At 70.6% G+C, this 24,474-nt stretch carries 30 protein-coding genes; 25 read left to right on the top strand and 5 right to left on the bottom strand.

Going from position 1 to position 24,474, the window contains the following annotated elements:
- Positions 1 to 6: 6 nt before the first annotated feature.
- The 4 genes from IEY69_RS09950 to IEY69_RS09935 all read left to right on the top strand — a co-directional run bounded on the left by IEY69_RS09950 (position 7) and on the right by IEY69_RS09935 (position 6,854).
- Positions 7 to 2,061 carry a C39 family peptidase gene (locus IEY69_RS09950; RefSeq protein ID WP_189073005.1) on the top strand — a complete coding sequence of 685 codons (2,055 nt, stop codon included), beginning with the start codon at positions 7 to 9 and terminating at the stop codon, positions 2,059 to 2,061.
- A complete protein-coding gene (locus tag IEY69_RS09945; protein ID WP_189073004.1) occupies positions 2,058 to 2,672 on the top strand; it encodes a hypothetical protein in 615 nt (204 codons plus the stop codon). The genes IEY69_RS09950 and IEY69_RS09945 overlap by 4 nt, the downstream gene beginning before the upstream one ends.
- A 4-nt stretch (positions 2,673 to 2,676) precedes the next feature.
- Entirely contained in the window at positions 2,677 to 4,611 is a 1,935-nt protein-coding gene (locus IEY69_RS09940) for an AAA family ATPase (protein WP_229783824.1), read from the top strand.
- Between the two features lie 251 nt (positions 4,612 to 4,862).
- Positions 4,863 to 6,854: a hypothetical protein gene (locus tag IEY69_RS09935; protein ID WP_189073003.1), complete on the top strand. Its 1,992-nt coding sequence runs from the start codon at positions 4,863 to 4,865 to the stop codon at positions 6,852 to 6,854.
- A 220-nt stretch (positions 6,855 to 7,074) separates the two neighbouring features.
- Here the strand turns inward: IEY69_RS09935 and IEY69_RS09930 are convergent, their stop codons facing one another.
- The 3 genes from IEY69_RS09930 to IEY69_RS09920 form a co-directional block, all read right to left on the bottom strand.
- Complete coding sequence (locus tag IEY69_RS09930) at positions 7,075 to 7,557, bottom strand: hypothetical protein (protein ID WP_189073002.1); 483 nt, start codon at positions 7,555 to 7,557, stop codon at positions 7,075 to 7,077.
- Positions 7,558 to 7,748: 191 nt separating this feature from the next.
- Complete coding sequence (locus IEY69_RS09925; protein WP_229783823.1) at positions 7,749 to 8,054, bottom strand: metal-sensitive transcriptional regulator; 306 nt, start codon at positions 8,052 to 8,054, stop codon at positions 7,749 to 7,751.
- Between the two features lies 1 nt (position 8,055).
- Positions 8,056 to 8,259 (bottom strand): CopZ family metallochaperone, encoded by a 204-nt coding sequence (locus tag IEY69_RS09920; RefSeq protein WP_189073001.1) that lies wholly within the window; start codon positions 8,257 to 8,259, stop codon positions 8,056 to 8,058.
- A gap of 263 nt (positions 8,260 to 8,522) precedes the next feature.
- On the opposite strand from IEY69_RS09920, the gene IEY69_RS09915 reads away from it, so the two are divergent.
- From IEY69_RS09915 to IEY69_RS09875, 9 genes are all read left to right on the top strand, one after another.
- Entirely contained in the window at positions 8,523 to 9,011 is a 489-nt protein-coding gene (locus tag IEY69_RS09915; protein WP_189073000.1) for a MarR family winged helix-turn-helix transcriptional regulator, read from the top strand.
- Positions 9,005 to 9,451, top strand: coding sequence for an arsenic resistance N-acetyltransferase ArsN2 (gene arsN2, locus IEY69_RS09910; RefSeq protein ID WP_189072999.1), 447 nt, complete (start codon positions 9,005 to 9,007; stop codon positions 9,449 to 9,451). The genes IEY69_RS09915 and arsN2 overlap by 7 nt, the downstream gene beginning before the upstream one ends.
- A complete protein-coding gene (locus IEY69_RS09905) occupies positions 9,448 to 9,609 on the top strand; it encodes a hypothetical protein (RefSeq protein WP_189072998.1) in 162 nt (53 codons plus the stop codon). Before arsN2 ends, IEY69_RS09905 begins: the two co-directional genes overlap by 4 nt.
- Before the next feature lie 23 nt (positions 9,610 to 9,632).
- Complete coding sequence (locus IEY69_RS09900; RefSeq protein ID WP_189072997.1) at positions 9,633 to 10,154, top strand: DUF6428 family protein; 522 nt, start codon at positions 9,633 to 9,635, stop codon at positions 10,152 to 10,154.
- Between the two features lie 4 nt (positions 10,155 to 10,158).
- The gene (locus IEY69_RS09895; protein ID WP_189072996.1) at positions 10,159 to 11,349 is read left to right on the top strand and encodes an MFS transporter; all 1,191 of its coding nucleotides are present in this window, start codon (positions 10,159 to 10,161) and stop codon (positions 11,347 to 11,349) included.
- Between the two features lie 90 nt (positions 11,350 to 11,439).
- A complete protein-coding gene (ilvD, locus tag IEY69_RS09890; protein ID WP_189072995.1) occupies positions 11,440 to 13,269 on the top strand; it encodes a dihydroxy-acid dehydratase in 1,830 nt (609 codons plus the stop codon).
- 114 nt (positions 13,270 to 13,383) lie between these two features.
- Positions 13,384 to 14,379: an extracellular solute-binding protein gene (locus tag IEY69_RS09885; RefSeq protein ID WP_189072994.1), complete on the top strand. Its 996-nt coding sequence runs from the start codon at positions 13,384 to 13,386 to the stop codon at positions 14,377 to 14,379.
- A 152-nt stretch (positions 14,380 to 14,531) separates the two neighbouring features.
- Positions 14,532 to 16,124, top strand: coding sequence for an ABC transporter permease (locus tag IEY69_RS09880; RefSeq protein WP_189072993.1), 1,593 nt, complete (start codon positions 14,532 to 14,534; stop codon positions 16,122 to 16,124).
- Positions 16,121 to 17,149: an ABC transporter ATP-binding protein gene (locus IEY69_RS09875; protein WP_189072992.1), complete on the top strand. Its 1,029-nt coding sequence runs from the start codon at positions 16,121 to 16,123 to the stop codon at positions 17,147 to 17,149. Before IEY69_RS09880 ends, IEY69_RS09875 begins: the two co-directional genes overlap by 4 nt.
- 18 nt (positions 17,150 to 17,167) lie before the next feature.
- Here IEY69_RS09875 and IEY69_RS09870 read toward each other — a convergent pair whose 3' ends face one another.
- Complete coding sequence (locus IEY69_RS09870) at positions 17,168 to 17,419, bottom strand: DUF7669 domain-containing protein (RefSeq protein ID WP_189072991.1); 252 nt, start codon at positions 17,417 to 17,419, stop codon at positions 17,168 to 17,170.
- A 145-nt stretch (positions 17,420 to 17,564) separates the two neighbouring features.
- The gene (locus IEY69_RS09865; protein WP_189072990.1) at positions 17,565 to 17,804 is read right to left on the bottom strand and encodes a hypothetical protein; all 240 of its coding nucleotides are present in this window, start codon (positions 17,802 to 17,804) and stop codon (positions 17,565 to 17,567) included.
- A 163-nt stretch (positions 17,805 to 17,967) separates the two neighbouring features.
- On the opposite strand from IEY69_RS09865, the gene IEY69_RS09860 reads away from it, so the two are divergent.
- The 12 genes from IEY69_RS09860 (at position 17,968) to IEY69_RS09805 (ending at position 24,474) form a co-directional block, all read left to right on the top strand.
- Positions 17,968 to 18,192 carry a hypothetical protein gene (locus IEY69_RS09860; protein WP_189072989.1) on the top strand — a complete coding sequence of 75 codons (225 nt, stop codon included), beginning with the start codon at positions 17,968 to 17,970 and terminating at the stop codon, positions 18,190 to 18,192.
- Between the two features lie 43 nt (positions 18,193 to 18,235).
- Positions 18,236 to 18,718, top strand: a complete 483-nt coding sequence (locus IEY69_RS09855; RefSeq protein ID WP_189072988.1) for a hypothetical protein — start codon at positions 18,236 to 18,238, stop codon at positions 18,716 to 18,718.
- Positions 18,706 to 18,993, top strand: coding sequence for a hypothetical protein (locus IEY69_RS09850; RefSeq protein WP_189072987.1), 288 nt, complete (start codon positions 18,706 to 18,708; stop codon positions 18,991 to 18,993). Before IEY69_RS09855 ends, IEY69_RS09850 begins: the two co-directional genes overlap by 13 nt.
- Positions 18,994 to 19,109: 116 nt before the next feature.
- Entirely contained in the window at positions 19,110 to 19,886 is a 777-nt protein-coding gene (locus IEY69_RS09845; RefSeq protein WP_189072986.1) for an SDR family oxidoreductase, read from the top strand.
- Entirely contained in the window at positions 19,883 to 20,350 is a 468-nt protein-coding gene (locus tag IEY69_RS09840) for a MaoC family dehydratase (protein WP_189072985.1), read from the top strand. Before IEY69_RS09845 ends, IEY69_RS09840 begins: the two co-directional genes overlap by 4 nt.
- On the top strand, positions 20,347 to 20,922 hold the full coding sequence (locus tag IEY69_RS09835) for a hypothetical protein (RefSeq protein ID WP_189072984.1): 576 nt from the start codon (positions 20,347 to 20,349) through the stop codon (positions 20,920 to 20,922). The genes IEY69_RS09840 and IEY69_RS09835 overlap by 4 nt, the downstream gene beginning before the upstream one ends.
- Positions 20,919 to 21,416 (top strand): macro domain-containing protein, encoded by a 498-nt coding sequence (locus IEY69_RS09830; protein ID WP_189072983.1) that lies wholly within the window; start codon positions 20,919 to 20,921, stop codon positions 21,414 to 21,416. Before IEY69_RS09835 ends, IEY69_RS09830 begins: the two co-directional genes overlap by 4 nt.
- Positions 21,413 to 21,835, top strand: a complete 423-nt coding sequence (locus tag IEY69_RS09825) for a PaaI family thioesterase (protein WP_189072982.1) — start codon at positions 21,413 to 21,415, stop codon at positions 21,833 to 21,835. Before IEY69_RS09830 ends, IEY69_RS09825 begins: the two co-directional genes overlap by 4 nt.
- Positions 21,832 to 22,182, top strand: coding sequence for a hypothetical protein (locus IEY69_RS09820; RefSeq protein WP_189072981.1), 351 nt, complete (start codon positions 21,832 to 21,834; stop codon positions 22,180 to 22,182). The genes IEY69_RS09825 and IEY69_RS09820 overlap by 4 nt, the downstream gene beginning before the upstream one ends.
- Positions 22,179 to 23,414 (top strand): acyl-CoA dehydrogenase family protein, encoded by a 1,236-nt coding sequence (locus tag IEY69_RS09815; RefSeq protein ID WP_189072980.1) that lies wholly within the window; start codon positions 22,179 to 22,181, stop codon positions 23,412 to 23,414. Before IEY69_RS09820 ends, IEY69_RS09815 begins: the two co-directional genes overlap by 4 nt.
- Before the next feature lie 8 nt (positions 23,415 to 23,422).
- The gene (locus IEY69_RS09810; RefSeq protein ID WP_189072979.1) at positions 23,423 to 23,653 is read left to right on the top strand and encodes a hypothetical protein; all 231 of its coding nucleotides are present in this window, start codon (positions 23,423 to 23,425) and stop codon (positions 23,651 to 23,653) included.
- 26 nt (positions 23,654 to 23,679) lie between these two features.
- The gene (locus IEY69_RS09805) at positions 23,680 to 24,474 is read left to right on the top strand and encodes an SDR family oxidoreductase (RefSeq protein ID WP_189072978.1); all 795 of its coding nucleotides are present in this window, start codon (positions 23,680 to 23,682) and stop codon (positions 24,472 to 24,474) included.

Genomic DNA, 24,474 nt, shown 5'->3' with positions numbered 1-24,474 from the left:
GATGTCATGACCCAGTCCTCACCCCTCTCGCCCGCCGATCGACTGCTGCATCAACTGGAGAACGGCGCTGAACGGCTCGCCGGGCAACTCCTGTCCGGACTCGGCCTCCAGACGCCCGCCCCGGCCCCCACACCCACCGCTCTGAAAACCGGGCAGACCTGGGAGCGGGACTTCACGGTCACCAGCGGCACCCTCACCATGACCCTCCACCTGAAGCGCGGGGCAGGGGGCACGCTTGACGGGTACTACACCGTCCAGCCGCAGGGGAAACCGCGCAGTCAGCGCTGGCCGGTCACGGGACAGCTGCGGCGCGATGATACCTTCGCCCTGCACGGCACCCAGAACGGCGCGACGTTCACCGGCAGCCTGCGCGGGGGCACACCGCAGGTCAGCGAGTTCCGCAACCGGAAGTTCCAGCTGCAGAACCTCAGCTTCCGCCGCCTGACCACCCCGGCCGCCCCGCCCACCAGGACAGCACCGGTCCCGACCCGCAGCGCGGGAACCACCGCGCGGACCACCCGCACCCTGCCCAACCTCCCGGCCCTGCGGGAACCCGGCTTCCTGCCCAGACTGCGGCAGGTGGCCGCCGCGATCCACACCACCCCGGAAATCGTCCTGGGATTCCTGACCCTGGAAAGTACCCTCGACCCCACCAGCAACAAGGGCAAGAGCACGCAGTACAAAGGCCTCGGGCAGATCGGCAGGGACGCCCTGACGGACATCAACCGGTACATCCAGCGGCACAAATTGCCGTATCGGCCGCTGGCCAACCCAGCGGAACTGACGGCCCTGTCGGCCACCAGGCAACTCGACTACGTCGAGGTTCACCTGAAGATCCACATGAAGGGCGTGGACACCGAGAACAAGGCCGCCGGGAAGACCAGTTCGCTGGAACAGGTGTATATGGCACACCTGGGCGGCAGCGCCCGTTACGCGCAGAAGGACGTCTGGGTGTCCGAAGGCAGCGCCGCCTACCGGCAGAACCCCATGGACGCCGATCAGGACGGACACAACACCCCCACGGAAGCGGCGGATACGGTGCGCGGGAAATTCACGCAGGCCTTCAAGGCCAACCTGGACGACCGCAGCAGACACCTGAAGCCCACCAAACGGAAGTTCGGCGGCACCCTGCAGCTGTTCTACGTCTACGACCCCAGGTTCGACAACGGCCTGCCGCTGTTCAGTCTGGACGGCGCGGACGCCACCCCGGCCCCGGTCACCGTGCCCACCGTCACGGGCCCGGTCCAGCCGACCGAGGAGGACCCCGCAGGCGAGCCGGACGCCCTGGACCGCCTGATGAAATTCACGCGGGACACGCCGGAATACAGCATCGCGCAGGTTCGCCTGGCCCGACAGGTCATCCAGATTCAACCGGCCGCAGACCGCGCGGACCTGTACCTGCTGCTCCAGGAGAAGACCCCCCACCACAACCAGCGCAACAACCTCAGCCTGGGCCGCGCCGTGGACGGCGACCGCCCGGGAGGGAAGATCGGCAACATCATGTGCAACATGACGAGCGCCGCCATGGTCCTCGAACAGCTGGGCATCGAGAACCCCGACCCGGAACGGTTCCCTCAGTTCGAGGATTACCTGGAGGACCTGCGGCGCAAGTTCGTGGATGCCCGCTATCAGGAGCTGCTCAGGGCCGGCCTGTCAGAGAAGATGGCCCGCAAAGGATCGTACGAACGGTTCCACCGGACCACCCAGGCCGGCTGGGGGAAAGTACTGGAACTCATGGGAGCCACCAAGGACATGATCGTTCCGCAACGGACCCGCAGTTTCTGGGAGAGCACCGTCCAGCCCCATCTGGCAGCAGGCGAGGCGATCATGATGAGCATCAACGGGCATATCGTGCGCCTTCAGGGCATGAATGAGGACGGCCTGGTCGTCGATGACCCGTATGGGAAGTCACAGCTGCTGAAGAACGTGGACCTGCCCGCCAGCAAAAAGGCTGGAAAATACCAGCACGATGGCAAGATCAGCGGAAACAACACCGTCTGGAGCTGGTCCAGCCTTCTGGAGCACGACATGCTCTGGATCGCCGCAGTGAGGAAAAAATGAAGCGATTGCTGACCATCGCAGGCTTGGGCCTGGCCCTGCTCATCGCCTGCTCGCCTCAAGCCCAGGCTGTCACCGGGCTGCTGGGAGGGCCCCTGATGAAGCCGGTGACCACCGTTGAAGGCCCCGTGCCGATGCCGGTGTCCGTGGAGCAGGCTTCCTTCTGTCGGGTGTACCAGTGCGTCGGCTCCACCAGCCTGGGCACCACCACCACCGGATCGATTGACTGGTACGCCGTCGCCCGGAATCAGAACGCCACGACGGTGCTCCAGCAGAGCGCCAAGGGCGCGTTCTACCCGCAGCTCACCGTCCAGTTCGAGAAGAACACGGTGCTGTTCGTCAATCTGGCGTTGGATACGAAGGTCCGGTCACCGATGCCCGCCGCGACGCTGAACCTGCTGGGCAATTTCACGCGGCTGGTGCTGGGCGCCCCGGTCAGTGCGCAGAAGCTGTCCGGGTGTTACCGGTCCCTGCGGACCGAGGCGACCTGCGTGGTCGGTCGGGGCCAGGTGCGGGTGGGTGGGGTGCAGCGGTGGTACGTGGCGGCGTTCCGGACAGTGGACGACGGTGAGGGGTACTCGGTCGTGAACTACGCCATCGGGCTGGAGGACTGAGCGCGTGCCGGACGTGGTGAGCCGGACGGATCCGGCCGCGCTGCACGCCCTGTGTGACGCTCTGAGCGCGCAGGTGCTGGACGTCGCGCTGAACGAGCAGGCTGAACCGGACGTGAGGTACGTGGTGGCCCTGCCGGACCTGACAGGCACGCGGCTGGCGGACGTGCAGGCGCGGCTGGACCTGACGGAGTTCGAGGTGGGGGTGCTGGCCCTGGCCCTCTCGACCGAGCTGTTCCCCGAGCGGATGCTGGCGGCGTGCGCGGCGGCGCTGCAGATGGACAGCCTGTACGCGGCGTTCCTGACGCCGTCTCTGGCGCGGCGCTGGCTGCTGGGGGACGACTGGGCGCAGGGCGAGGCGTTCAGCGCCGAGCGACCGCTGCTGGCCTGCGGCCTGATCGAGTTCGGCGTGAGCGTGAACGCCAGCGTTCTGGAGGCCCTGACGCCGTTGAGGCTGAGCGGGGCGGTTCTCGCGGATCTGCGGGGCGTGGCGGGCGTCCCGCTGGACCTGCGCGGGGTCCTGCGTGAACTGCCGTCCGGGGGGCTGCTGAGTGACTCGCAGGAGGCGCAGCGCGAGACTCTGGCGCGGCACCTGAAGAAAGGGGAGCGGGCGGCGCTGCTGTTCGGCACGAACGCGGCCGGGATGCAGGCGGTCGCGGCGCAGCTGCTGGGGGACGGCGCGCACCTGCTGGACCTGCCTGTTCTGGCGTCCCGCCCTGCCGAGGAGCAGGAGGGCGTGCTGCGCGCCCTGCGCCGGGACACGCGCCTGCGCGGCACGCGCCTCGCGGTGGACGCCGCCACGCCCTTGCCCGACGCGCAGCCGCCGGAAGGTCTGGTGGACCGCGTGCTGGACGTCGCCGCTGGAGCGGTGGTGATCCTTGCCGCCGACCCGCTGCCGCTGGATTCCCCCCGCGCCGTGCTGAGCGCTGAGGTGGGCGCGCCCACGCCCGCCGAGCAGCGCGAACGCTGGGCGCACGCGCTGGGCGTCGGCGTGGATCAGCCGCTGCTGCGGCAGCTGGGTGACCAGTTCCACCTGAACCTGGACCGTATCGACGTGCTGGCCCGCGACGCCCGCGCCGGGCTGCCCGGCAACGCCAGCCACGCGGCCCGCCTGGACCGCGCCTGGGACGCGGCGCGCGGCGCGAACCGCCGCCTGATGGGCAGCCTCGCGCAGCGCATCGACACCCGCGCGACCTGGGCTGACCTGGTCCTCCCGGACGCCGAGCGGCTGGCGCTGGAGCAGATTGCCGCGCACGTCCGGCACCGCTCGGTGGTGTTCGAGGATCTGGGTCTTGCCCGGCCGGGCCGGGGCCGCTCGATCACGGCGCTGTTCAGTGGCCCCAGCGGCACCGGCAAGACCCTCAGCGCCGAGGTCCTGGCCCGCGACCTGAACCTCGACCTGTACCGCGTGGACCTGAGCAGCACCGTCAGCAAGTACATCGGCGAGACCGAGAAGAACCTGAAGAAGATCTTCGACGCGGCTGACCAGGGCGGGTGCGTGCTGCTGTTCGACGAGGCCGACAGCGTGTTCGGCAAGCGCGGCGAGGTCCGCGACAGCAACGACCGTTACGCGAACACCCAGGTGAACTACCTCCTGCAACGCCTGGAGACGTTCAACGGGTTGGCGCTGCTGACCACCAACCTGGAAAGCAGCATGGACGTGGCGTTCATGCGCCGCCTGCAGTTCGTGATCAACTTCCGCGCGCCACAGGCCCCCGAGCGTGAGCGGCTGTGGCGCGGCGCGTTCCCACCCGCGCTGGACACCACCGACGTGGACTTCGCGCGGCTGGCGCAGGCGGACGTGGCGGGCGGCAACATCCGCTCGGTGGCGCTGAACGCGGTCTTCATCAGCGTGTCGCGCGGGCAACCGCTCACGCAGACGCTCGTGGAGGAGGCGCTGCATCTCGAGTACCGCAAGCTGGGGCGGCTGGTCCTGGGCTGAGCGCACGTGACGGGCGCCGGGGGGGCATGTCGTATGCTGTGGCGTTCACCCGCGCCCGATCGACCGGCGCGGTCACGTTCCGGGCCGCGTCACGCGGCGGCCTGCCACGCGGTGCTCCGTAACGGAGATCATCGTGCGGCGGGCTCAGGACCGCCGGGGAGACCCGCGCTTCCACCCCGGACGTGTTGCATGTCCTGTACCCGCGCGGCCGCGCAGCGTCGCGTTCCCACTCACCCGAAACGGAAGTCACCATGTACCTGCTTGCCCACGTTCCCGCCGCGCGTGCCACCCTGGAGCACGTCCACCAGCAGCTGACCGCCCAGGGCCTCACGCACCCCACCCTGGCCGTACCGGGGCGCGACGACGCGCTGCCCTTCGATCTGTTCACGGGGCTGCACGTCGTGGACCACGAGACGCGGCAGGCGCACCTGAAGTGCCTGCTGTGCCCGCCCGGCAGTGGTCACCACCTGCGCTACGAGTTCCGCGTGACCACCCTGGGCGGCGAGGTCATCGGGCCGATCGGGAGTTCCTGCGTGTTCGCCCGCGTGCTGGGCGAGGAACGCGGGCGGCAGGTGGGCGCGCACCTCACCGATCAGGTGGGCGCGCACGTACGGCGCACGCAGGTGCAGACGCAGGCCGAACGCCTCGCGGCGGCCGGAAACTGGCGTGAGTACCTGCGCGCCCAGGGCCTCGACTGGGTCCTGACCGCCATGGCGGGCGGCGGCGGCCTGAGCGCCGAACTGCGCGAAAAACTCCAGCGCCTCCAGGATGAAGGGAAGCCCCTGCCGCTGGCGGTGCTGTCCGAGTTACGGGTCCTGACCCGCGCGCGCGAGGAGACCCCCGCCCCCAGCGCCTTCGCGCCTGCCCCCGCCGCGTTCCAGGCGCAGGCCACCCCGGACCTCGCCCGCCCGAAGAAGACCCGCAAGGCCCGCGCGGGCGCCGGGAACCGCATGGACCACACCGAGTGGGAGGAGTACCTGCGCGCCAGCCGCCTCACGAACCTCGTGGGGCACTGGATGACCGTGCAGGACACCCTCGACCTGCCGGAGGACACCCGTGATTTCCTGCTGGAAACCATTCGCGGGCGCCGACCCTTCCGCCTGGAGGACCTGACGCTGCTGCAGGGCCTCGCGCGGGACGAGGCGGTGCTGGAGCAGTTGCGCGACCTCGGCCCGCCCGAACGCCTGCGGCCCGCTACGCGTGCCCCCCGCACGCAGCGCGTGATCGAACCCGAGAGCGGCCTGGAACTGCTCGACATCCGCGACGACACGCACGTCCAGGGCGCCCGCGAGTGGCTGTGGGGCCTGAAGGCCGTGTTCGGCGCCGCCCAGTGGCGCCGCATGGAGGCCGGGATCAACACCGGCGCGCTGCGTGCCGACGACTACGCCGCGCTGCGGCAGACCCTGCTGGCCCTGCCGGAACAGGCCGAACCCGGTCAGCCCCGCACCCCGAGGCAGTTCCTCACCTACGTGGCGCTGCTGCTGGGCCGCGAGAAACGCGTCGAGCGCGCCCGTGAACTGCTGCACCAGCGGCGGCAGGCGACCAGCCTGGTCGTTCTGGACGGGTTGTGGCAGCGTTACCGCGACGGCAAGCCCATCCCTGAGAGCGAACTGATCGGCCGCGCGCTGAACGGCACCCGCAAGGACAGCCCAGCGGCGAACGGCACCCCGCAGGCCGGCCACGGCCGCAAGAAGGGCGCGCAGACGCTCGCCACGCCCCCGGCAACACCCGCCGCGCAGGCCCCACAGACACAGACCCCCAAGAAACAGAAGGCGCAGACCCAGAACGCACCGCAGCCTCAGAAGGCCGACGCTCCGGTGCCCGGCGACCCGCTGGCCGCCGAACGCACCGAGTACCAGGACGGCTGGGGCCGCGGGCTGTCCAGCCTCGTGCCCTCAGCGCACCGCCGCGCCGTCAGCCGCGCCGTGCACCAGCCGCCCGGCAAACTCACGCCCGAACAGGTGCGGCTCGCGCGGCACGCGCTGGACGTGTACCGCCGCATGATCCGCGCCGGGAACCCCCCGAAGAAGGTGTTCACCAGCGCTGCACCCCGCACGCCCGAAGGCTACGCCGACGCACTGGCCGGCCTGTTCACCGACCTGGGCGTCCCCCACCTGCGCGACCCGCTCGCCGCGCGCGGCCCCGCATGGCTCCAGGCGACGTTCCCCAGCCCGCTGAAGCACTTCGAGCGGACCGGCGAGCTGCACCGGGACCTGGGCGGCATCCTGAACGCCCTGGGCTGACAGCGGTGTCCAGTTCCACCCCGGCGCCAGGGGCACGCCCCTCGACTCCACTTGCCCCCTCAGGTGCTCGCTCTGCGGCGCAGCTCTTCGAGTCTGCTCGATTCAGAGGTGGTGAAGAAGCCCATCAATACCTTTGAATTCTGCGGTGAGACCGCGCAGGACCGGCGCGGCTGACCCGGGTGGGGTGGCCTCGCCGGCTCCGGCAGTCATCGCACCCCTCTCAGCGGATTGGGTCGATCTCGCTCATGGAGGTGGACGCGCTCTGCAGGCGTTGCTCACGGAGGTCCTGCATGTCGCGTTCGTTCAGGGCGTGTTCGGCCAGCACGATGGTCTGGCACAGCAGCATCACCGACCCGCTGACGCTGCTGGACAGGGTGCGGGTGTCGCGTTCGCTGAGCACCACGCCCTGCCGGCCGTCGGTGAGGATCAGCACGCTGGGGCCGACCAGCAGGCCGGCGCTGCCCCAGGTGCGGGCGCGGCTGCTCATCAGTTCGTCCCGCCAGACGTCGGTGCTGGCGGCCGTGCCGGTCCGGCTGCTGCCCTGCCCATGCGGTAAGGCGTCCAGCGCGAGCTGGCCGATCAGCTGGCCGATAACGGGCGCGTCCTCGCGGCTGAGCGTGACGAACTGACTGATCAGCTCCTCGCGGGTCAGGGCTCCACGCTGCCAGGCGTGCACGGCGGTCAGGAGCGTTTCTTCGGTCATGCCGTCACTATAGGCCGGCGCGCATGAGGCCGTCATGGCCGGGTCTGCTCCTCAGGTCGTCACGCGAATCCCGCCTGCGTGGCTGACCACCCGGAACGGTCCTGGGGTGCCCAGTCCACACCCGGCATCCACGTGACTCCTCACCGCTATTGGCGTGAACCGGTTTGCAGAGCAGTCGACCTGAGTTCGTTTCAGGTGTACTTCAGCGCTTCCATGAGTTCTTCGATGATCTCGTCGCTGTCACCGCGCTGGGCGGCGGTGGCGACGTGGGCTTGCAGGTGACCGCGCAGGACCACTTCCCCGGCGCCGCTGAGCGCGCCCTGAACGGCCTTGATCTGACGCAGGACGTCCACGCAGTACGCGTCGGGGTCGTCGAGCATGCGCACGATGCTGTCGAGGTGACCTCGGGCGATGCTCAGGCGCCGGGCGGCGCGTTTGCGGGCCTCCTCGGGCATGCACAGGTGCTGGGGTTCGGTGTGGCAGGCGGTCTGGGCCATGTCAGGCGTTGACCTGAGCGCCGTACCCTTCCTCGGTCACGGCGTGGATCAGGGCCTGGGTGTCGGCGGTGCCGGTCACGCTGGCCTGGCCGGAGGCGCGGTCCACCTGCACGGTGTCCACGCCGGGAACGCCCTGAAGGGCTTCGCGGACGGCTTTTTCGCAGTGGCCGCAGGTCATGCCGGTGATCGTCAGTTCGGTGGTCATGGGTGCATCGTAGAACCCCTGGGGGGGGAGGTCAAGAACGCGGCGCGGCCTCAGTCGGGCGCGTTCACGTCGCATGTTTCCACATGCACGGGTTTTCCCGGTTGCTGGACGTCAGGTCGAAGGTGAAGGTCGCCCAATCCCCCCCGGGGGGATCGCCCATTGTCCCCTGACAGGGGAGGGGGAGCGGGGCATGATTTCCCGATTGGTTGAGCTTCACAATAGTTGCTCTTGACAATAATAGGCGGTCTTCGTATGGTGGCCCCATGACCGTTGACCAACACAACGAAGTGGCGGCTGACAGGGAAGCCGGCGCGCTGCTCCGCACCGTCACGCGCCTCTTCACCGAACTGCAGCAACGCAACTTCGCCTGCTGCGACGTGCAGTCCAGCACCCAGTGCCTGATCCTCTCCACCCTGCACCGCGAGGGTCCCCAGACCCTCACCGCCCTGACGCGCAGCCTCAACCTCGACAAGGCCTGGCTCAGCCGCAGCACCGACGACCTCGCCCAGGACGGCCACCTCATCAAGGCGCCCCACCCCAGCGACCGCCGCGCCCTCCTGCTGCAACTCACCGAAGCAGGACAGGACGCCGCGCGCACCCTCGACACCAACCTCAACGCCCAGTCCGCCCGCGTCCTCGCGCGCCTCCCCACCGGCGACCGCGACCAGGCCCTGCGCCTTCTCGGCACCCTCAGTGCCGCCCTGGAAGCCGAACTGCACGGCGACCCCACCGAAGCAGGCTGCGCATGCTGACCCGCCCCGCCACCCAGGGCGACCTTCCCGCCCTGCACCGCCTGCTGCTCACCCTGAACCTCCCCACCCAGGGCCTCGCCGATCACCTACCGCACACCCTCCTGACCGAAGACCAGGAAGGTCCCATCGCGCTCGCCGCGCTGGAAGTCCACGGCCCGCACGGACTGCTCCGCTCCGTCGCCGTTCACCCCACCGCGCAGGGCCGCGGCCTGGCCACCAAGCTCGTGGAAGCCCAGCTGCACCACGCCAGGACGCTCGGCCTGCACAGCGTCTCCCTGCTGACCACCACGGCCCCCGAATACTTCCCACGGTTCGGTTTCCAGCCCATCCCACGCCAGGGAGCCCCACAGACCCTGCTCGCCTCCCGTGAATTCCAGGACGCCTGCCCCGCCACCGCCACCCTCATGCACCTGCCCCTGCACACCCAGGAGACCCCATGAACCACTACGAACTGCTGCACATCGCCACCCTGCACCACCGCGAACTCCTGCACGCCGCCGAGACCGAACGCCAGCTGTGCTGCGCCCCGCGCCCCAGGGGCCTGCGCCTCGAACTGCCCCGCCTCCAGCCCACCCCCACCCCACAGCCCTGCTGCTGACCCCCACCACAGGAGAGCCTCCCATGACCCAGACCATCCCCGGCCTCGACACCACCCTTACCCTCGGCCTGCTCGACGCCCTGCACGCCGCCCCCAGCCTCCCGCTGGAGTTCCACCTGAACGGCAACCTGCTCGTGCAGCCCGGCTACCACGTCACCGAGGTCAAGGCCGTCACCATCGAGGCCATGGACTGCGGCGGCAAGGCCAGTGCGTGGCGCGAAACGGTCATCCAGCTGATGGACGGCACCGCCCAGGAAGCCCTGGCCGGACACATGACCACCAGCAAGTTCCTCGACATCTACACCCGCGTGGCGCGGCACGTTCCCGTGCGCGGCGACGCCGAGGTCCGCTTCGAGTACGGCACCGCCCGCACGCCCGCGCTGCAGTACCACGTGACCCACGTCAGCCATCACGGTGACCGCGTGACCGTCCACCTCCGCGAGCCCGGCGTGCAGTGCAAGGCCGGCAGCGCCTGCGGCGAGAGCGCCACCGACGACACCTGCGCGCCCGACAGTGGCTGCTGCACCCCCATCACCCTGAGCTGAACCCGTGCCCGTCCGCGCCCCCACACTGACCCGACCCCGCCAGTCCCACCCGGCCCAGTCGGGTCATGGGCCGCTGGTGCCGCTGCTGGCGCTGGTCACCACCGCCGGGTACGGCGCGCTGTACTACGCCCAGCCGGTCCTGGCCATCGCCGCCGAAGCGGAGCGCGGCTGGACCCGCACCCACACCAGCCTCCCCTTCACCGGCGCGCTGCTCGTCACGGCGTTCCTGGCTCCCAGTGCGGGACGCGCGCTCGACATGCGGGGGGGCCGCACCCTGCTCCCGGCGGGAGCGGTGGCAGGCGCCGCCGGTTTCGCCCTGATGACCGCCCCCGGCTTCGCGCCGTACCTGCTGGGGTGGCTGCTCGTCGGGGTGGGCATGACCCTCACGTTCTACGAGGCGGCCTTCACCGTGCTCGGCCAGCAGCGGCGCGGCGCGGCCCGTACCCGCGCCACCCTGCAGGTCACGCTGGTCGCGGGCCTGGCCAGCACCATCTTCGTGCCGCTCGTCACCGCCCTCACCCAGCGCAGCCTGAACGCCGCGCTGCTGAGCCTCGCCGCGCTGCTCCTCGTCACCGCCCTGCTGGCCCGCTGGTACCTCCCCGCCGGGCCTGCATCACCGCCCGCCCTGACGGCGGGCACCACTCCCGACCCGCCCCGACCATTCCGCCCGGACCGGCCCCTGCGAATCCTGACGCTGGGCTTCACGCTGGCGCGCATCGTCACGGTCGGCGTGGGCCTGCAGCTCGCGCCGCTGCTCCTCGACGCCGGGTACAGCCCCGCGCACGCCGCCGTGCTCACCGGCCTGGCAGGACTGGCCGCGCTGCCCGGCCGGATCCTGTTCGTTCCGCTGTTGCGCCTCCTGCCCCCGGCCACCCTGACGGCCACGCTGTGCGCCTCGCTCGGCGCAGGTGCGCTCCTGCTGACCCTCGCCCCCGGGCCTGCGGTCCCGGCCGGCATCCTGATCTTCGGCCTGGCCAGTGGCGCCCTGACGCTCGCCCGGGCCCAACAGCTCGCGGTCACGTACCCCCACCAGTTCGGCGCAGCGAACGGGCACCTCGCGCGGCCCGTGAACCTCGCGCAGGCCCTCACGCCGCTGGTCATGGGAGGGCTCTTCACCTGGACCGGCCTGTACCGGCCCTCCCTGCTGCTAATGGCGGCGCTGGGCGGCGCGGCCGCGCTGACCCTGCGGCGCTGACCCTCCGGCGCTGAGGACCGCAGCGTGGGGAAGGCGGCCCTGTTTGGATGCCTGCGCCACAGGCCGCGCGTTTGGGCGCATCATCGGCCCATGCCCACCTACCGTTCCCGCACCACCACCGAAGGCCGCAACATGGCCGGGGCCCGCGCGCTGTGGCGGGCCACCGGCATGCAGGAGGGCGACTTCCAGAAGCCCATCATCGCGGTCGTCAACTCGTTCACGCAGTTCGTGCCCGGCCACGTGCACCTCAAGGACCTCGGCCAGCTGGTCGCGCGGGAGATCGAGGCGGCGGGCGGCGTCGCCAAGGAATTCAACACGATCGCCGTGGACGACGGGATCGCCATGGGGCACGACGGCATGCTGTACTCCCTGCCCAGCCGCGAACTGATCGCCGACAGCGTCGAGTACATGGTCAACGCCCACTGCGCCGACGCGATGGTGTGCATCAGCAACTGCGACAAGATCACCCCCGGCATGCTCATGGCCGCGCTGCGCCTGAACATCCCCGTGGTGTTCGTGTCCGGCGGGCCGATGGAGGCCGGGAAGATCCTGCTGAAAGACACCCTGCACTCGCTGGACCTCGTGGACGCCATGGTCATGGCCGCCGACGACAGCGTCACGGACGAGGAGGTCCTGAACGTCGAGCGCAGCGCCTGCCCCACCTGCGGGTCCTGCTCGGGGATGTTCACCGCGAACTCCATGAACTGCCTGACCGAGGCGCTGGGCCTCTCACTGCCGGGGAACGGCTCGGTGCTCGCCACGCACGCCGACCGGCAGGCGCTGTTCAAACGCGCCGGGCACGTCATCGTGGACCTCGCCAAGCGCTACTACGAGGGCGACGACGAGTCCGCGCTGCCCCGCAACATCGCCACCTTCCAGGCGTTCGAGAACGCCATGACGCTGGATATCGCCATGGGCGGCAGCACCAACACCGTGCTGCACCTGCTGGCGGCCGCGCACGAGGCCGGGGTGGACTTCACCATGCAGGACATCGACCGCCTGTCGCGCCGCGTGCCGGTGCTGTGTAAGGTCGCACCTGCCAAAAACGACGTGCACATGGAAGACGTCCACCGCGCCGGGGGCATCATGGGCATCCTGGGCCAGCTGGACGACGCCGGGCTGCTGAACCGCGACGTGCACAGCGTCCACGCCCCCAGCCTGCAAGGCGCCCTGAACCGCTGGGACGTCAAACGCACCGATGACGAGGCGACCCACACCTTCTACCGCGCCGCGCCCGGCGGGGTGCCCACCCAGCTGGCGTTCTCGCAGGCGCGGCGCTACACCGCGCTGGACCTCGACCGCGAAAAGGGCGTCATCCGCAGCGCCGAGCACGCCTTCTCGCAGGACGGCGGGCTGGCGGTGCTGTACGGCAACCTCGCCGAGGACGGCTGCATCGTCAAGACCGCCGGGGTGGACGAGAGCATCCTGAAATTCACCGGGACTGCGCGCGTGTTCGAATCGCAGGACGCCGCCGTGGACGCCATCCTCGACGGCACGGTGACTGCTGGCGAGGTCGTGCTGATCCGCTACGAGGGCCCCAAGGGCGGCCCCGGCATGCAGGAGATGCTGTACCCCACCAGCTACCTGAAATCCAAGGGGCTGGGCAAGGACTGCGCGCTGGTCACCGACGGACGCTTCAGCGGCGGATCCTCAGGCCTGTCCATCGGGCACGTGTCTCCCGAGGCGGCCGAGGGCGGCACCATCGGCCTCGTGCAGACCGGCGACGTCATCGAGATCGACATTCCCGCGCGGCGCATCCACCTCGCCGTGGACGACGCCGAACTCGCCGCCCGGCGCGCCCACCAGCAGGAGGCCGGCTGGCACCCCGCCGAGGCCCGTCCCCGCAAGATCACCGGCGCGCTGCGCGCCTATGCCAGCATGACCACCAGCGCCGCGCGCGGCGCCGTGCGGAATATCTGAAGATCGGGAGAGCCGGGGCGCGCCACTGAGCAGGTGTGCCCCGGCTTCCATTGGCCTCCGCGTCGGGACATTCATACCTATAGTAATCCGAGTGGTGTACTTAGGATTACGGGGATGAAACGCACCGTTCTCGCCGTCACCGCTCTGCTGCTTGCCGGCACCAGCCTCGCGCAGACCAAGACCCTGACCGTCTACTCGGGCCGCGCCAAGACCTTCGTCGACCCGGTCGTGCAGCAGTTCGAACGCCAGACCGGCATCAAGGTCAACGTCCGCTACGGCACCGACGCGCAGCTCGTCGCCGCCATCCGCGAGGAAGGCAGCCGCAGCCCCGCCGACGTCTACTGGGGCAACTCGGTCGGTGCGCTCGGCGAACTGGCCGAGGAAGGCAAGTTCACCAAGCTGGGCGCGGCCCTGACCCGTAACGTCAGTGACGACTACCTGCCCGACAGCCGCACCTGGCTGCCCACCACTGTCCGCTTCCGCACCCTGGCGTACAACACGGGCAAGATCAAGCCGGACCAGCTGCCCGACTCGATCATGGACCTCCCCAAGATGACCAGCCTCAAGGGCCGCATCGGCTGGACGGTCAGCTACCCCAGCTTCCAGGACTTCCTGGGCGTCATGATCGCGCAGCAGGGCGAGCAGAAGACCCGCGCCTGGATCGAGGGCATGAAGGCCCTGCAGCCCAAGGACTACAAGACCAGCAACGTCGGCATGCTCGAAGCCATGCGCGCCGGTGAGATCGACGTCGCGCTGACCAACCACTACTACATTCAGCGCGTCAACCGCCTGAGCTACCCGATCGACACGTACTTCTTCAAGAATGGCGACATCGGCAACCTGGGCAACGCCACGGGCGCCGGGATCCTGAAGACCAGCAAGAACCAGGCCAGCGCCGCGCGCTTCCTGAGCGCCCTGGTCGCCAAGGACGCGCAGACGTTCTTCCTGAGCGTGAACTTCGAGTACCCCGTGATCGGCAACATCCTGCAGCCCACGACCATGCTGCCCTACGCGGACGTGATCAAGCGCAGCCCCAAGGTGGATCCCACCGTCATGCCGAAGAACATCGAGAAAGCGCAGAAGCTCCTGCGGGACGCGGGCCTGCTGTAAGGCCCCTCCCCAGAAGGCCGCCGTCCCGCTTGGCAGGGGCGGCGGCCTTCGGCTGTGGCTGGGGGTGGCGCGACCGGGGGACACCCGACCTGAAACCCGAGTAATCCGCTCTGCTATCGTGACGGGGCTGCCCGCATGGGCACACCCCACCCATGATCCGACGACGCCCCCCCCTGCCCCTGCTGCTGCCCGCCCTGTTGACGGTGGCCGGTGTCCTGCTGCCCCTGGTGTACCTGCTGCTGCGCGCGCTGGGCGCCGAGGGGACCGAACTGCGCGAGATCGTCTTCCGCACGCGCAACCTGGAACTGCTCGGCAACACCCTCCTGCTGACGGGCGGCACCCTGATCACGACCACGCTGGTCGCGCTGCCGCTGGCGTACCTCGCGGCGCGCACCGACCTGCGCCCCCGCCGCGCACTCATGCTCGCGGGCGTGCTGCCCCTGGCGATTCCCGGTTACGTGGGCGCGTACGCTATGATCGCCGCCAGCGGACCCGGCGGCACCATCGAGGCGCTGACCGGCATCAACTGGCCCGGCCCCAGCGGGTTCTGGGGCGCGCTGGGCATCCTGACGCTGTTCACGTTCCCGTACCTGTTCCTGAACCTGCACGCCGCGCTGCGCACCCAGGACCCCGCCCTGGAGGACGCCGCGAGGCTGCTGGGCCGCACGCCGTGGCAGACGTTCCGCGAGGTGACCCTGCCGTACCTGCGGCCCGCCTGGCTGTCCGGCGCGCTGCTGATCGCCCTGCACGTCCTGGGGGACTTCAGCGTGGTCAGCCTGATGCGCTTTCCCACCTTCAGCGCCGCGATCTACCAGCAGTACACCGCCGCGTACGACCGGGTGTACTCCGCTTGGCTGGCGCTGGGCCTGCTGCTCGTGACCGGCGCGGCCCTGCTGCTCGAGGCGCGGCTGATGCGTGGCCTGCACCTCGCGCGGGTCAGTCCCGGCGGGGCGCGCGAGATCCGCACCACCCGACTGGGCCGCACCCGGCCGCTGGCCTGGACGTTCGTGGCGGCCCTGACCGGCGCGGCGCTGATCGTCCCGCTGGGCACCATCGCGTACTGGCTGCGCCTGGAAACCAACCCCTTCGCGTGGGCCAGCCTGGGAGACGCCCTGAAGAGCGCGCTGGGCGCCGCCGCCATCGCGGCCGTGACCACCACCGCGCTGGCGTTCCCGCTGGCGTACATTGGCAGCCGCGCGCAGGGGCGACTGGCGCGCTTCACGGAACGCGCCGCGTACCTCGGGTACGCCACGCCCCCGCTGGCGTTCGCGCTGGCGCTGGTGTTCTTCAGCCTGAAAGTCGCCCCGCCGCTCTACCAGACCTTCCCCCTGCTGATCCTCGCGTACACCCTGCATTTCGTCGCCGAGGCCGTCGGCCCGATCCGCACCAGCCTGAACACCGCCACGCCCCGCCTGGAGGAAGCCGCGCGGCTGCTCGGGCAGACCAGCCGGGGCGCGCTGGCCCGCGTCACGCTCCCGCTGATCCGCCCCGGGCTGCTCGTCAGCGCCGCGTTCGTGTTCCTGAGTGTCCTCAAGGAACTTCCGCTGACGCTGCTGCTGGCCCCCATCGGTTTCGAGACGCTGGCCCGCAACGTCTGGGCGTACACCGAGGAAGCCCAGTACGCCGCCGCCGCCCCCTACGCCCTGGCGCTGGCCCTCAGCGGCGCGGTGTTGACGCTGCTGATCCTGCGCCGCGAGCGCCGCCCCGCCCCCAGACCCCCCCGCCCCCCCAAGGAACCGGCATGACCCCCATCCTCCAGCTCGACCACCTCAGCAAACGCTACGCGCCCGGCCACCCCCCGGTCGTGAACGACCTGAACCTCAGCGTGCCCGCCGGGGAACTCCTGACGCTGCTGGGCCCGTCCGGATGTGGGAAGACCACCACGCTGCGCCTCATCGCGGGCCTGGAACAGCCCGACAGCGGGCACGTCCACATCGGCGGACGCAACGTGACCACCCCCTTCGCGCCGCCCGAACGGCGCGGCGTCGGCCTGGTGTTCCAGGATTACGCGCTGTTCCCGCACCTGAGCGTCCTGGGGAACGTCCTGTTCGGCCTCTCGCACCTGCCGCGCGCCCAGCGCCTGCCGCGCGCCCGCGAGACCCTGGCCCTGGTGGGCCTGACCGTCTTCGAGAGCCGCCGCCCGCATGAACTCAGCGGCGGGCAGCAGCAGCGCGTCGCGCTGGCCCGCGCGCTGGCGCCCCGCCCCACCCTGCTGCTGCTGGACGAACCGTTCAGCAACCTCGACGCGCAACTTCGGCACGCCACCCGCCAGGAGATCCGCAGCATCCTGCGCGCCGCGGGGACCACCGCCATCCTCGTCACGCACGACCAGGAGGAGGCCCTGGCATTCAGCGACCGGATCGTCCTCATGCGCGCCGGGCAGGCCGAACAGATCGGCACGCCGCACGACGTGTACACGAGGCCCCGCACCGCCTTCGTCGCGAACTTCCTGGGCCGCAGCAACCTGCTGTCCGGCACCGCCGACCGCCTCATGGCCCGCACGGCGCTGGGCATCATTCCCCTGCAGGAGGCCCGCAGCGGGCCGGTGCTGGTCAGCGTCCGCCCCGAACACCTGCGCTTCACCGACGACGCGGCCGCGCCCGAGGTGACCATCCAGGCCCGGGAGTTCAAGGGGCACGACGTCACCTACACCGTCACGCTCGATGGAAACCGGCAGGAACTGCTTGTCCACGCCCACAGTGACGACCTGCGCGCCGAAGGCAGCCGCGCGCGCCTGACCGTCACCCAGCCCGCCCGGCCCGTGCAGTGACCCGCGCCCCCCGCCGGCTCAGGCAGGCGGGATGAGGCGGTACCGGCCCCTCGACACGCGTTCCAGGTCGTGGAACGACGCGTTCAGCCGGTGCTTTCCGGTGGCGTTGCGGCACATCACCGTGCTCACGTGCAGCCGCACCTCGGCGTCCGTGTGCCGGGTGCCCAGCGTGCGCATGGTCTGCACGACGTCCTGAATGGAGAACGTGCCATCGGCCGTCCCACCGCTCAGGGACCGGGCCGCCGCCAGGACCTCGGCGCGGCACGTCACGCCGCGCCTCCGGCTGGCCGGCGGGGCGGCCGGTGTGGATGGGCGCGCAGCGGAGCGGCACAGAAGCACGCACGGGACGGATCCACGTGCGTTCGGTCAGGCCGCCCCGGGTGGGGCGACGGGGATGAGGGCACCACGATCCCGTTCAGGCCGGTGGCGAGCTGCGCACGCGGTTCAGGGACAGGCGGCCCATCAGGTCGGCCAGATGCGTGGCCGTCACCGGCAGGATCACGCGGCCCTTGAGGTACAGGGCGCTGTCACTGTGAACGGTCTGGCGGATCACGTCCCGCAGGTACACGGTGTGGACGTGTCCGCCCTGCGTGAATCGAACGCGGTCCATGGTGCCGGGCACCCAGGTGAAACTCAGGTCAGTTGATGCGGACATGTATCGCTCCTCGCTGGAGTCGAGTGGAATGAACCTGCCCCAGACCTCACAGTATGCACGTCCGGCCGCGCCCCCACAGGTCCACCGGCGCAATTGCCGCGCCGGAACGCGGATAGGCTGAACGGAGACCGACAGGTCAGCAGGCGGCAGGGAAGGGGACAACATGGACAGTGTGGTGTACGCGATGGTGCGGCAGGTCGCCGCGATGTGGTCCACCCTGATGTACGCCCAGGGGCACAGCGCCGACCAGGCCACCGAGGTCGGCATGATGCAGGCCGCCCTGTTTCTCAGTGACCTGGGGATCGTTCAGGACGCGCAACCGTACCTCGACGGCGCGCGCGACGCCATGAACACCGCCCGGCACCTGCGCACCGGCCAGAGCAACTGAACCCACCCGGCCCGCAGCCGGGTCCGGGGGGTACGCTGGAGACGTGAACCGCTGCGCGCCACTGCTGCTGGCCCTGCTGCTCTCAGGAGGGCCGGTCGCGGCCCAGCGGTGGAGTGCCGTGCCGCCCGAGTGGACCGCCCTGGCCGCGCAGCCGCCGGGCTTCGCGGGGACGGTGGTGGACGTGGCCGGAGCGCGTCCCCGCGTGACGGTGCTGTCAGCGGGGGGCGCCCGGCCGCCCACCGACCAGCTGGGCGAGGAGGCCCGAACGGCCGCCCGCGCCGGGGTGCTCAGGGTGGGGATGGCGCGCTTCACGCTGGCGCAGAACTCGGCCGCTCTTCGGGAGGTCGGCGGCGCCGGGCGGTTCGATCCGCTGCTGAACCGCGTGCTCGTGCCGCCCGGGAGGCCCGCGCACCCCAGCGGGGTGACGGTCACGCCGGCAGAGGTGGACCGAGATTCTCGACTGAGTGTGTTCGTCCGCCCCACCTCCCCGGCGCGGGGGCCCTGGCGGCCGACGTGCGGGTGGTGAACACCGGGCGCTGGCCCGTGCGGGTGGACTGGGACTGTTTCGTGGTCCGGTTGCGGGTGCTGGATACGCGGGGGCGGGACGTGACGGTCCGGCGGGATGACGAGGCGTGCGCGGGCAGCCCCGAAGTCATCCTGTGGCCGGGCGAGGTCCGGCGCGCCGAGCCGTTCCTGCCGGTGCTGGACGGCCTCCCGGCGGGACGGTACCGCCTGCGGGCGGAACTGGACGTGGCGGGCCTGCAGGATGCGCGCGAGGCGACCCTGGACTGGCGGCCCTGACCCCGCTCCTGTCCGTAGCGTCCGTTCGCGTTCAAAATTGACGTTCACGTACATTTCTGCCTATGCTGGTGGCCTCAACCCCCCCGCACGTCCCCTCACCCGGAGGTTCACCCCGCATGGCCCTGAAAGACCTGTTCAACCTGACCGGCAAGGTCGCCCTCATCACCGGCGGCAGCCGCGGCCTCGGCCTCCAGATCGCCGAAGCCCTCGGCGAGTACGGCGCGACCGTCGTCCTGACCGCCCGCAAGGCCCACGAACTCGACGAGGCGAAAACCCACCTCGCGGCCCTGGGCGTCACCGCGCACGTCTACCCGAACGACCTGGGCGCCTTCGACACCATCGACCCCCTGATCGAACAAATTCACGCCGAGGTCGGCCCGATCGACATCCTCGTGAACAACGCCGGGGCCACCTGGGGCGCCCCCACCGTCGACCACCCCCTCGACGCGTGGATGAAGGTCATGAACGTCAACGTGAACGGCCTGTTCCTCATCACCCAGAGCGTCCTGAAACGCTGCATGATCCCCGCCGGGAAGGGCCGCATCGTGAACGTCGCGTCCGTCGCCGGGCTGCAGGGCAACGACCCCCGCATGTCCCCCACCGTCGCGTACAACACCAGCAAGGGCGCCGTCGTGAACTTCACCCGCGCGCTGGCCGCCGAGATGGCCGACAAGGGCGTCACCGTGAACAGCATCTGCCCCGGGTATTTCCCCACCAAGATGACCAAGGGCACCCTGGCGTACGGCGAGCAGAACATCCTGGAATCCACCCCCATGCACCGCCTCGGCACCGACGAGGACCTCAAGGGACTCGCGCTGCTGCTCGCCAGCGACGCCAGCGCCTACATGACCGGGCAGAACATCGCCGTGGACGGCGGCGCCGGCGTCGTATGACCGCCCCCGCCGGACTCCGACCGGACGAACTGGCCGCGCACGTCGGGCAGCAGGTCGCGCTGTCCGACTGGGTGGAGGTCACCCAGGACCGCATCCAGGCGTTCGCGGACGCCACGGGCGACCACCAGTTCATCCACGTCGACCCGGAACGCGCCGCGCAGGGCCCCTTCGGCGGCACCATCGCGCACGGCTTCCTGACCCTCTCGCTGCTGGCCGGGGAATTCATGACCCTCGGCGGCAGCCCCCACATCGAAGGCGCGCGGATGGTCGTCAACTACGGCCTGAACCGCGTGCGCTTCATCGCGCCCGTCCGCGCCGGGGCGCGGCTCCGCAGCCGCGCCGTGCTCCAGTCCGCCGAACCCGGCAGCGGCTTCGTGCAGATCACGGTCGCGAACACCATCGAGATCGACGGCTCGGACAAACCCGCCTGCACCGCCGAGAGCGTCTACCGGGTCTACCTGTGAGCCTCAGCAACCGGCACAAGGTGCGCGGGCGGCGCGCCCAGGCGCGGCGGGTGGCCCGCTGGCGCGCCGCGAACCTCACGCCCGACTGGGCCCACCTGAACGTCAGCGGCGTGGACTACGTGAAACTGTGGATCGACCCGTGGAACCGCCTGCCGCGCCGCGAGCCGCCCGCGTGGCTGCGCCGCCAGATGCTCACAGGCCTGCTGGACATCCTGGACCGCTGGCAGGCCCAGACGCGCGACCGCGAGGACCTGCCGTTCCTGGCCGTGTGGCTGTGCTGGCCCCACTTCATGGACTCCCAGGTCGTGCTGGCCCGCGAGGACCGCGCCCCCACGTACCAGACGATGTTCGCGCCCGTCCCCACGCAGCCCCTGCCGAACGCGTTCGCGCCCCTCGCCGAGCGACTGTCCCGCCTGACCTGGACGACCGGCGCGGACGAGGAACCCCTGGACGCCGGGGACATGGCCCGCTGGCCGTCCCTGGCCCGGCGACCCCACCGGACCGTGTCGACCCCGGACGGCCCCCTGCACCTGATGCGGCGCGGCACCGTCTGGATCGGGAGACCCGCATGACCCCGCTGACCTACCGGACCGGTGACGCCACCGACCCGCAGGGTGACGGCCCCAAACTCCTCGTCCACGTCTGCAACGACATCGGCGCGTGGGGACGCGGCTTCGTGCTGGCCCTGTCGAAGCTCCATCCGGAACCCGAGCGGGCCTTCAAGGCCTGGGCAGCCGGTGAGACCGATCAGCCGTACGCGCTGGGCGAGGTGCAGTTCGTGCCCGTCCGGGACGATCTGACGGTCGCCAACCTGATCGGGCAGCACGACATCGCCCGCAAGAACCGCCCCACCGCCGTGCCGCCCGTGCGCTACGAGGCCATCCGCGCCGGATTGAGCCGCGTCCGCACCGAGGCGCAGCGCACCCAGGCCAGCGTCCACATGCCCCGCATCGGTGCAGGCGTGGCCGGCGGGGACTGGGCCGTCATCGAACCGATCATCGAGCAGGAACTGGCTGCGCACGGCGTGCCCGTCACCGTGTACGACCTGCCCCCGGAGACCCCATGACCGCCCCCGCCGACATGCTGTCCATGGCGCAGGGCGTGCTGGACGCCCAGCCGTTCAGTACCCTCGTGGGCGCCCGCGCGACCCGTTTCACCCCCGACGCGGTCGAGGTGCGCCTCGCCCTGCGACCCGACCTGACGCAGCATCACGGCTTCGCGCACGGCGGGCTCCAGGCGACGCTGGCGGACATCACCCTCACGTTCATGGGGGCCGCCGCGCTGGGACCCAGCGTCCTGACCAGTGAATTCAAGATCAACTTCCTGCGGCCCGCGCAGGGCGACACCCTCATCGGGCGCGGCAGCGTGCTCAGCGCCGGGAAACGGCAGGCCGTGACCCGCTGCGACCTCTACGCCGCGCAGGACGGTCAGGAGAAACTCGTCGCCACGGCGCTGGGCACCATCGCCCGCGCGGACGTGCCATGAAGATCGGCACCCGCTACACGCTGGAACGCCCCACGACCGGGGAGGTGCTCGGCACCCTGACCGTCACCGACACGGAGATGTTCGCCGTGGCGGGCACCTTCGTCGCCTCGCCCGCCTTCGACCCGTACCGCCCGCTGTTCGACGAGGATGCCCGCCTCGCCCGGCAACTCGCCGAGGATCCCGACCCGGAGCTGCTGGAGCGCGCCGAGGCGGTGCTGGATGGCCTGATGTCGCTGGGCCTGATCCTGCGAGGCGAGTCTGGGCGGGGCTACCGAGACTTCCTGCTGGGCATCGACGGTGACGAGGCCAGCTTCCGCCCCCTGACCCCCGAGGAGGTCCCCCTATGACGATGTTTGACGTGTCCCCCCGCGCCCGTGACCTGCACGCGCGCCTCACCGCGTTCATGGACGCGCACATCTACCCCAACGAGGCCGAGGTCGCCCGGCAGATCGACTCGGGGAACCGCTGGGAGCACCTTCCGATCATCGACGAGCTGAAGCCGAAGGCGCGCGCCGAGGGCCTGTGGAACCTGTTCCTGCCGCCCGCCAGCGACCCGGACGGGACGTTCGGACCGGGCCTGTCGAACCTGGAGTACGCGGGCCTGTGCGAGGTCATGGGCCGCGTGTGGTGGGCGCCCGAGGTGTTCAACTGCTCCGCGCCCGACACCGGGAACATGGAGGTCCTGGCCCGCTACGGCACGCCCGAACAGCAGGAGCAGTGGCTGATCCCGCTGCTGAACGGCGAGATCCGCAGCGCGTTCTCCATGACCGAACCCGACGTCGCCTCAAGCGACGCGACGAACATCCAGTCCAGCATCACCCGCGACGGCGACGAGTACGTCGTGAACGGCGACAAGTGGTGGACGAGCGGCGCCGGGGACCCCCGCTGCAAGATCAGCATCTTCATGGGCAAGACCGACCCGAATGCCGAACGGCACCGCCAGCAGAGCATGATCCTCGTTCCCCTGGACGCCCCGGGCGTCACGAAGGAACGCATGCTGACCGTGTTCGGGTACGACGACGCGCCGCACGGCCACGCGCAGATGACGTTCCGGGACGTGCGTGTGCCCGCCGCGAACCTCCTGCTCGGCGAGGGGCGCGGCTTCGAGATCGCGCAGGGCCGCCTCGGGCCGGGCCGCATCCATCACTGCATGCGCCTGATCGGGCAGGCCGAACGCGCCCTGGACCTCATGGTGCAGCGCGCCGCGTCCCGCACCGCCTTCGGCAAACCCCTCACCGGGCACCAGCACGTCCGCGAGGCCATCGCCGCAAGCCGCATGGAGATCGACCAGGCCCGCCTGCTCACCCTGCACGCGGCGCACATGATGGACACCGTCGGGAACAAGGAAGCGCGCGGGCCGATCGCGGCGATCAAGGTCGTCGCGCCGAACGTCGCGCTGCGCGTCATCGACCGCGCCATCCAGGTGTTCGGCGGGGCGGGCGTCAGCCAGGACACGCCCCTGGCGATGATGTACGCCCAGGCGCGCACCCTGCGCCTCGCGGACGGCCCGGACATCGTGCACGCCGAGACGGTCGCCAAGGAAGAACTGCGCCGCCAGGGCGTCAGCGGACGCCGCTGAGGACGGCCATGCGCCTGAAGCTGGCGACAACCGCGGCCGGGGGAGTGCTCCTCCTGCCGGATGGTCTGCTGGTGCAGGGGGGATTCGGTGAGGTGGGTCGATTCAGGGACGAGGTTGAGATCGAGCTCCTCCCGGACGGCCTGCTGATCCGCCCCGTGCCTCGGGGACGGTCGTTTCAGGATGCGAAGGCCCGGCTGGCCGGGAAACGCGAGTTGATGTCCCGGCTGGCGGACGAGTGAAGCCGGACGGGTCAGGGAGAATGATCATGGACTTGAATCAGGCGGTGGCGGTGGTGACGGGGTCGGCGTCCGGGATTGGTCGGGCGCTGGCGGCGCGGCTGGTGCAGGAGGGCGCGATCGTGGTGGCGTCCGACCGGAACGCGGAGGCGGGGGCGCGCGAGGCGGCGGCCATCGGCGCGCGCTTCGTGCAGGCGGACGTGGGGCAGGAGGCCGGGGTGAAGGCCCTGATCGACGACGTGCTGGCGCACGAGGGCCGCGTCGACCTGCTGTGCTCGAACGCGGGGCTGGCGGTCGGGAACGGTCTGGAGGCGGATGACGCGCTGTGGGACGTGTCGTGGCGCGTGAATGTCCTGAGTCACGTGTGGGGCGCGCGGCACGTGTTGCCTCACATGCTGGCGCGCGGGAGCGGCACGCTGCTGCAGACGGTGTCGGCGGCGGGTCTGCTGACCGAGGTGCATTCCGCGCCGTACGCGGTCACGAAGCATGAGGCGCTGGCCTTCGCGGAGTGGCTGGCGATCACGTACGGGGAGCGCGGGATCAGCGTGGCGGCCCTGTGCCCGGAGTGGGTGCAGACGCCCCTGATCGCGGGCGCGCCGCACCTGCAGGCCGGGGCGATCACGCCCGAGGAGGTCGCGGAGGCGGCCGCGAGTGGCCTGCGGTCGGGGCAGTTCCTGATCACGACGCATCCGATGACCGTGCGGGCCTTCCAGGCGCGCGCGAACTCGCATGACCGCTGGCTGGGCCGCGTGCGGGACCTGTCGCGGCAGACGAACGAACAACTTGCCGGGGGCCACGCGTTCCCGGATTCACTGGAGGGCTGA

Source organism: Deinococcus sedimenti (assembly GCF_014648135.1).
Taxonomy (GTDB): Bacteria; Deinococcota; Deinococci; order Deinococcales; family Deinococcaceae; genus Deinococcus; species Deinococcus sedimenti.
This window is presented reverse-complemented; position numbering and strand designations above follow the sequence as displayed.

Coding starts and splice junctions, on each gene's coding strand:
- IEY69_RS09950 (WP_189073005.1), top strand. CDS start 7: ATGACCCAGTCCTCACCCCTCTCGCCCGCCGATCGACTGCTGCATCAA.
- IEY69_RS09945 (WP_189073004.1), top strand. CDS start 2,058: ATGAAGCGATTGCTGACCATCGCAGGCTTGGGCCTGGCCCTGCTCATC.
- IEY69_RS09935 (WP_189073003.1), top strand. CDS start 4,863: ATGTACCTGCTTGCCCACGTTCCCGCCGCGCGTGCCACCCTGGAGCAC.
- IEY69_RS09930 (WP_189073002.1), bottom strand. CDS start 7,557: ATGACCGAAGAAACGCTCCTGACCGCCGTGCACGCCTGGCAGCGTGGA.
- IEY69_RS09925 (WP_229783823.1), bottom strand. CDS start 8,054: ATGGCCCAGACCGCCTGCCACACCGAACCCCAGCACCTGTGCATGCCC.
- IEY69_RS09920 (WP_189073001.1), bottom strand. CDS start 8,259: ATGACCACCGAACTGACGATCACCGGCATGACCTGCGGCCACTGCGAA.
- IEY69_RS09915 (WP_189073000.1), top strand. CDS start 8,523: ATGACCGTTGACCAACACAACGAAGTGGCGGCTGACAGGGAAGCCGGC.
- arsN2 (WP_189072999.1), top strand. CDS start 9,005: ATGCTGACCCGCCCCGCCACCCAGGGCGACCTTCCCGCCCTGCACCGC.
- IEY69_RS09905 (WP_189072998.1), top strand. CDS start 9,448: ATGAACCACTACGAACTGCTGCACATCGCCACCCTGCACCACCGCGAA.
- IEY69_RS09900 (WP_189072997.1), top strand. CDS start 9,633: ATGACCCAGACCATCCCCGGCCTCGACACCACCCTTACCCTCGGCCTG.
- ilvD (WP_189072995.1), top strand. CDS start 11,440: ATGCCCACCTACCGTTCCCGCACCACCACCGAAGGCCGCAACATGGCC.
- IEY69_RS09885 (WP_189072994.1), top strand. CDS start 13,384: ATGAAACGCACCGTTCTCGCCGTCACCGCTCTGCTGCTTGCCGGCACC.
- IEY69_RS09880 (WP_189072993.1), top strand. CDS start 14,532: ATGATCCGACGACGCCCCCCCCTGCCCCTGCTGCTGCCCGCCCTGTTG.
- IEY69_RS09875 (WP_189072992.1), top strand. CDS start 16,121: ATGACCCCCATCCTCCAGCTCGACCACCTCAGCAAACGCTACGCGCCC.
- IEY69_RS09865 (WP_189072990.1), bottom strand. CDS start 17,804: ATGTCCGCATCAACTGACCTGAGTTTCACCTGGGTGCCCGGCACCATG.
- IEY69_RS09860 (WP_189072989.1), top strand. CDS start 17,968: ATGGACAGTGTGGTGTACGCGATGGTGCGGCAGGTCGCCGCGATGTGG.
- IEY69_RS09845 (WP_189072986.1), top strand. CDS start 19,110: ATGGCCCTGAAAGACCTGTTCAACCTGACCGGCAAGGTCGCCCTCATC.
- IEY69_RS09840 (WP_189072985.1), top strand. CDS start 19,883: ATGACCGCCCCCGCCGGACTCCGACCGGACGAACTGGCCGCGCACGTC.
- IEY69_RS09830 (WP_189072983.1), top strand. CDS start 20,919: ATGACCCCGCTGACCTACCGGACCGGTGACGCCACCGACCCGCAGGGT.
- IEY69_RS09825 (WP_189072982.1), top strand. CDS start 21,413: ATGACCGCCCCCGCCGACATGCTGTCCATGGCGCAGGGCGTGCTGGAC.
- IEY69_RS09820 (WP_189072981.1), top strand. CDS start 21,832: ATGAAGATCGGCACCCGCTACACGCTGGAACGCCCCACGACCGGGGAG.
- IEY69_RS09815 (WP_189072980.1), top strand. CDS start 22,179: ATGACGATGTTTGACGTGTCCCCCCGCGCCCGTGACCTGCACGCGCGC.
- IEY69_RS09810 (WP_189072979.1), top strand. CDS start 23,423: ATGCGCCTGAAGCTGGCGACAACCGCGGCCGGGGGAGTGCTCCTCCTG.
- IEY69_RS09805 (WP_189072978.1), top strand. CDS start 23,680: ATGGACTTGAATCAGGCGGTGGCGGTGGTGACGGGGTCGGCGTCCGGG.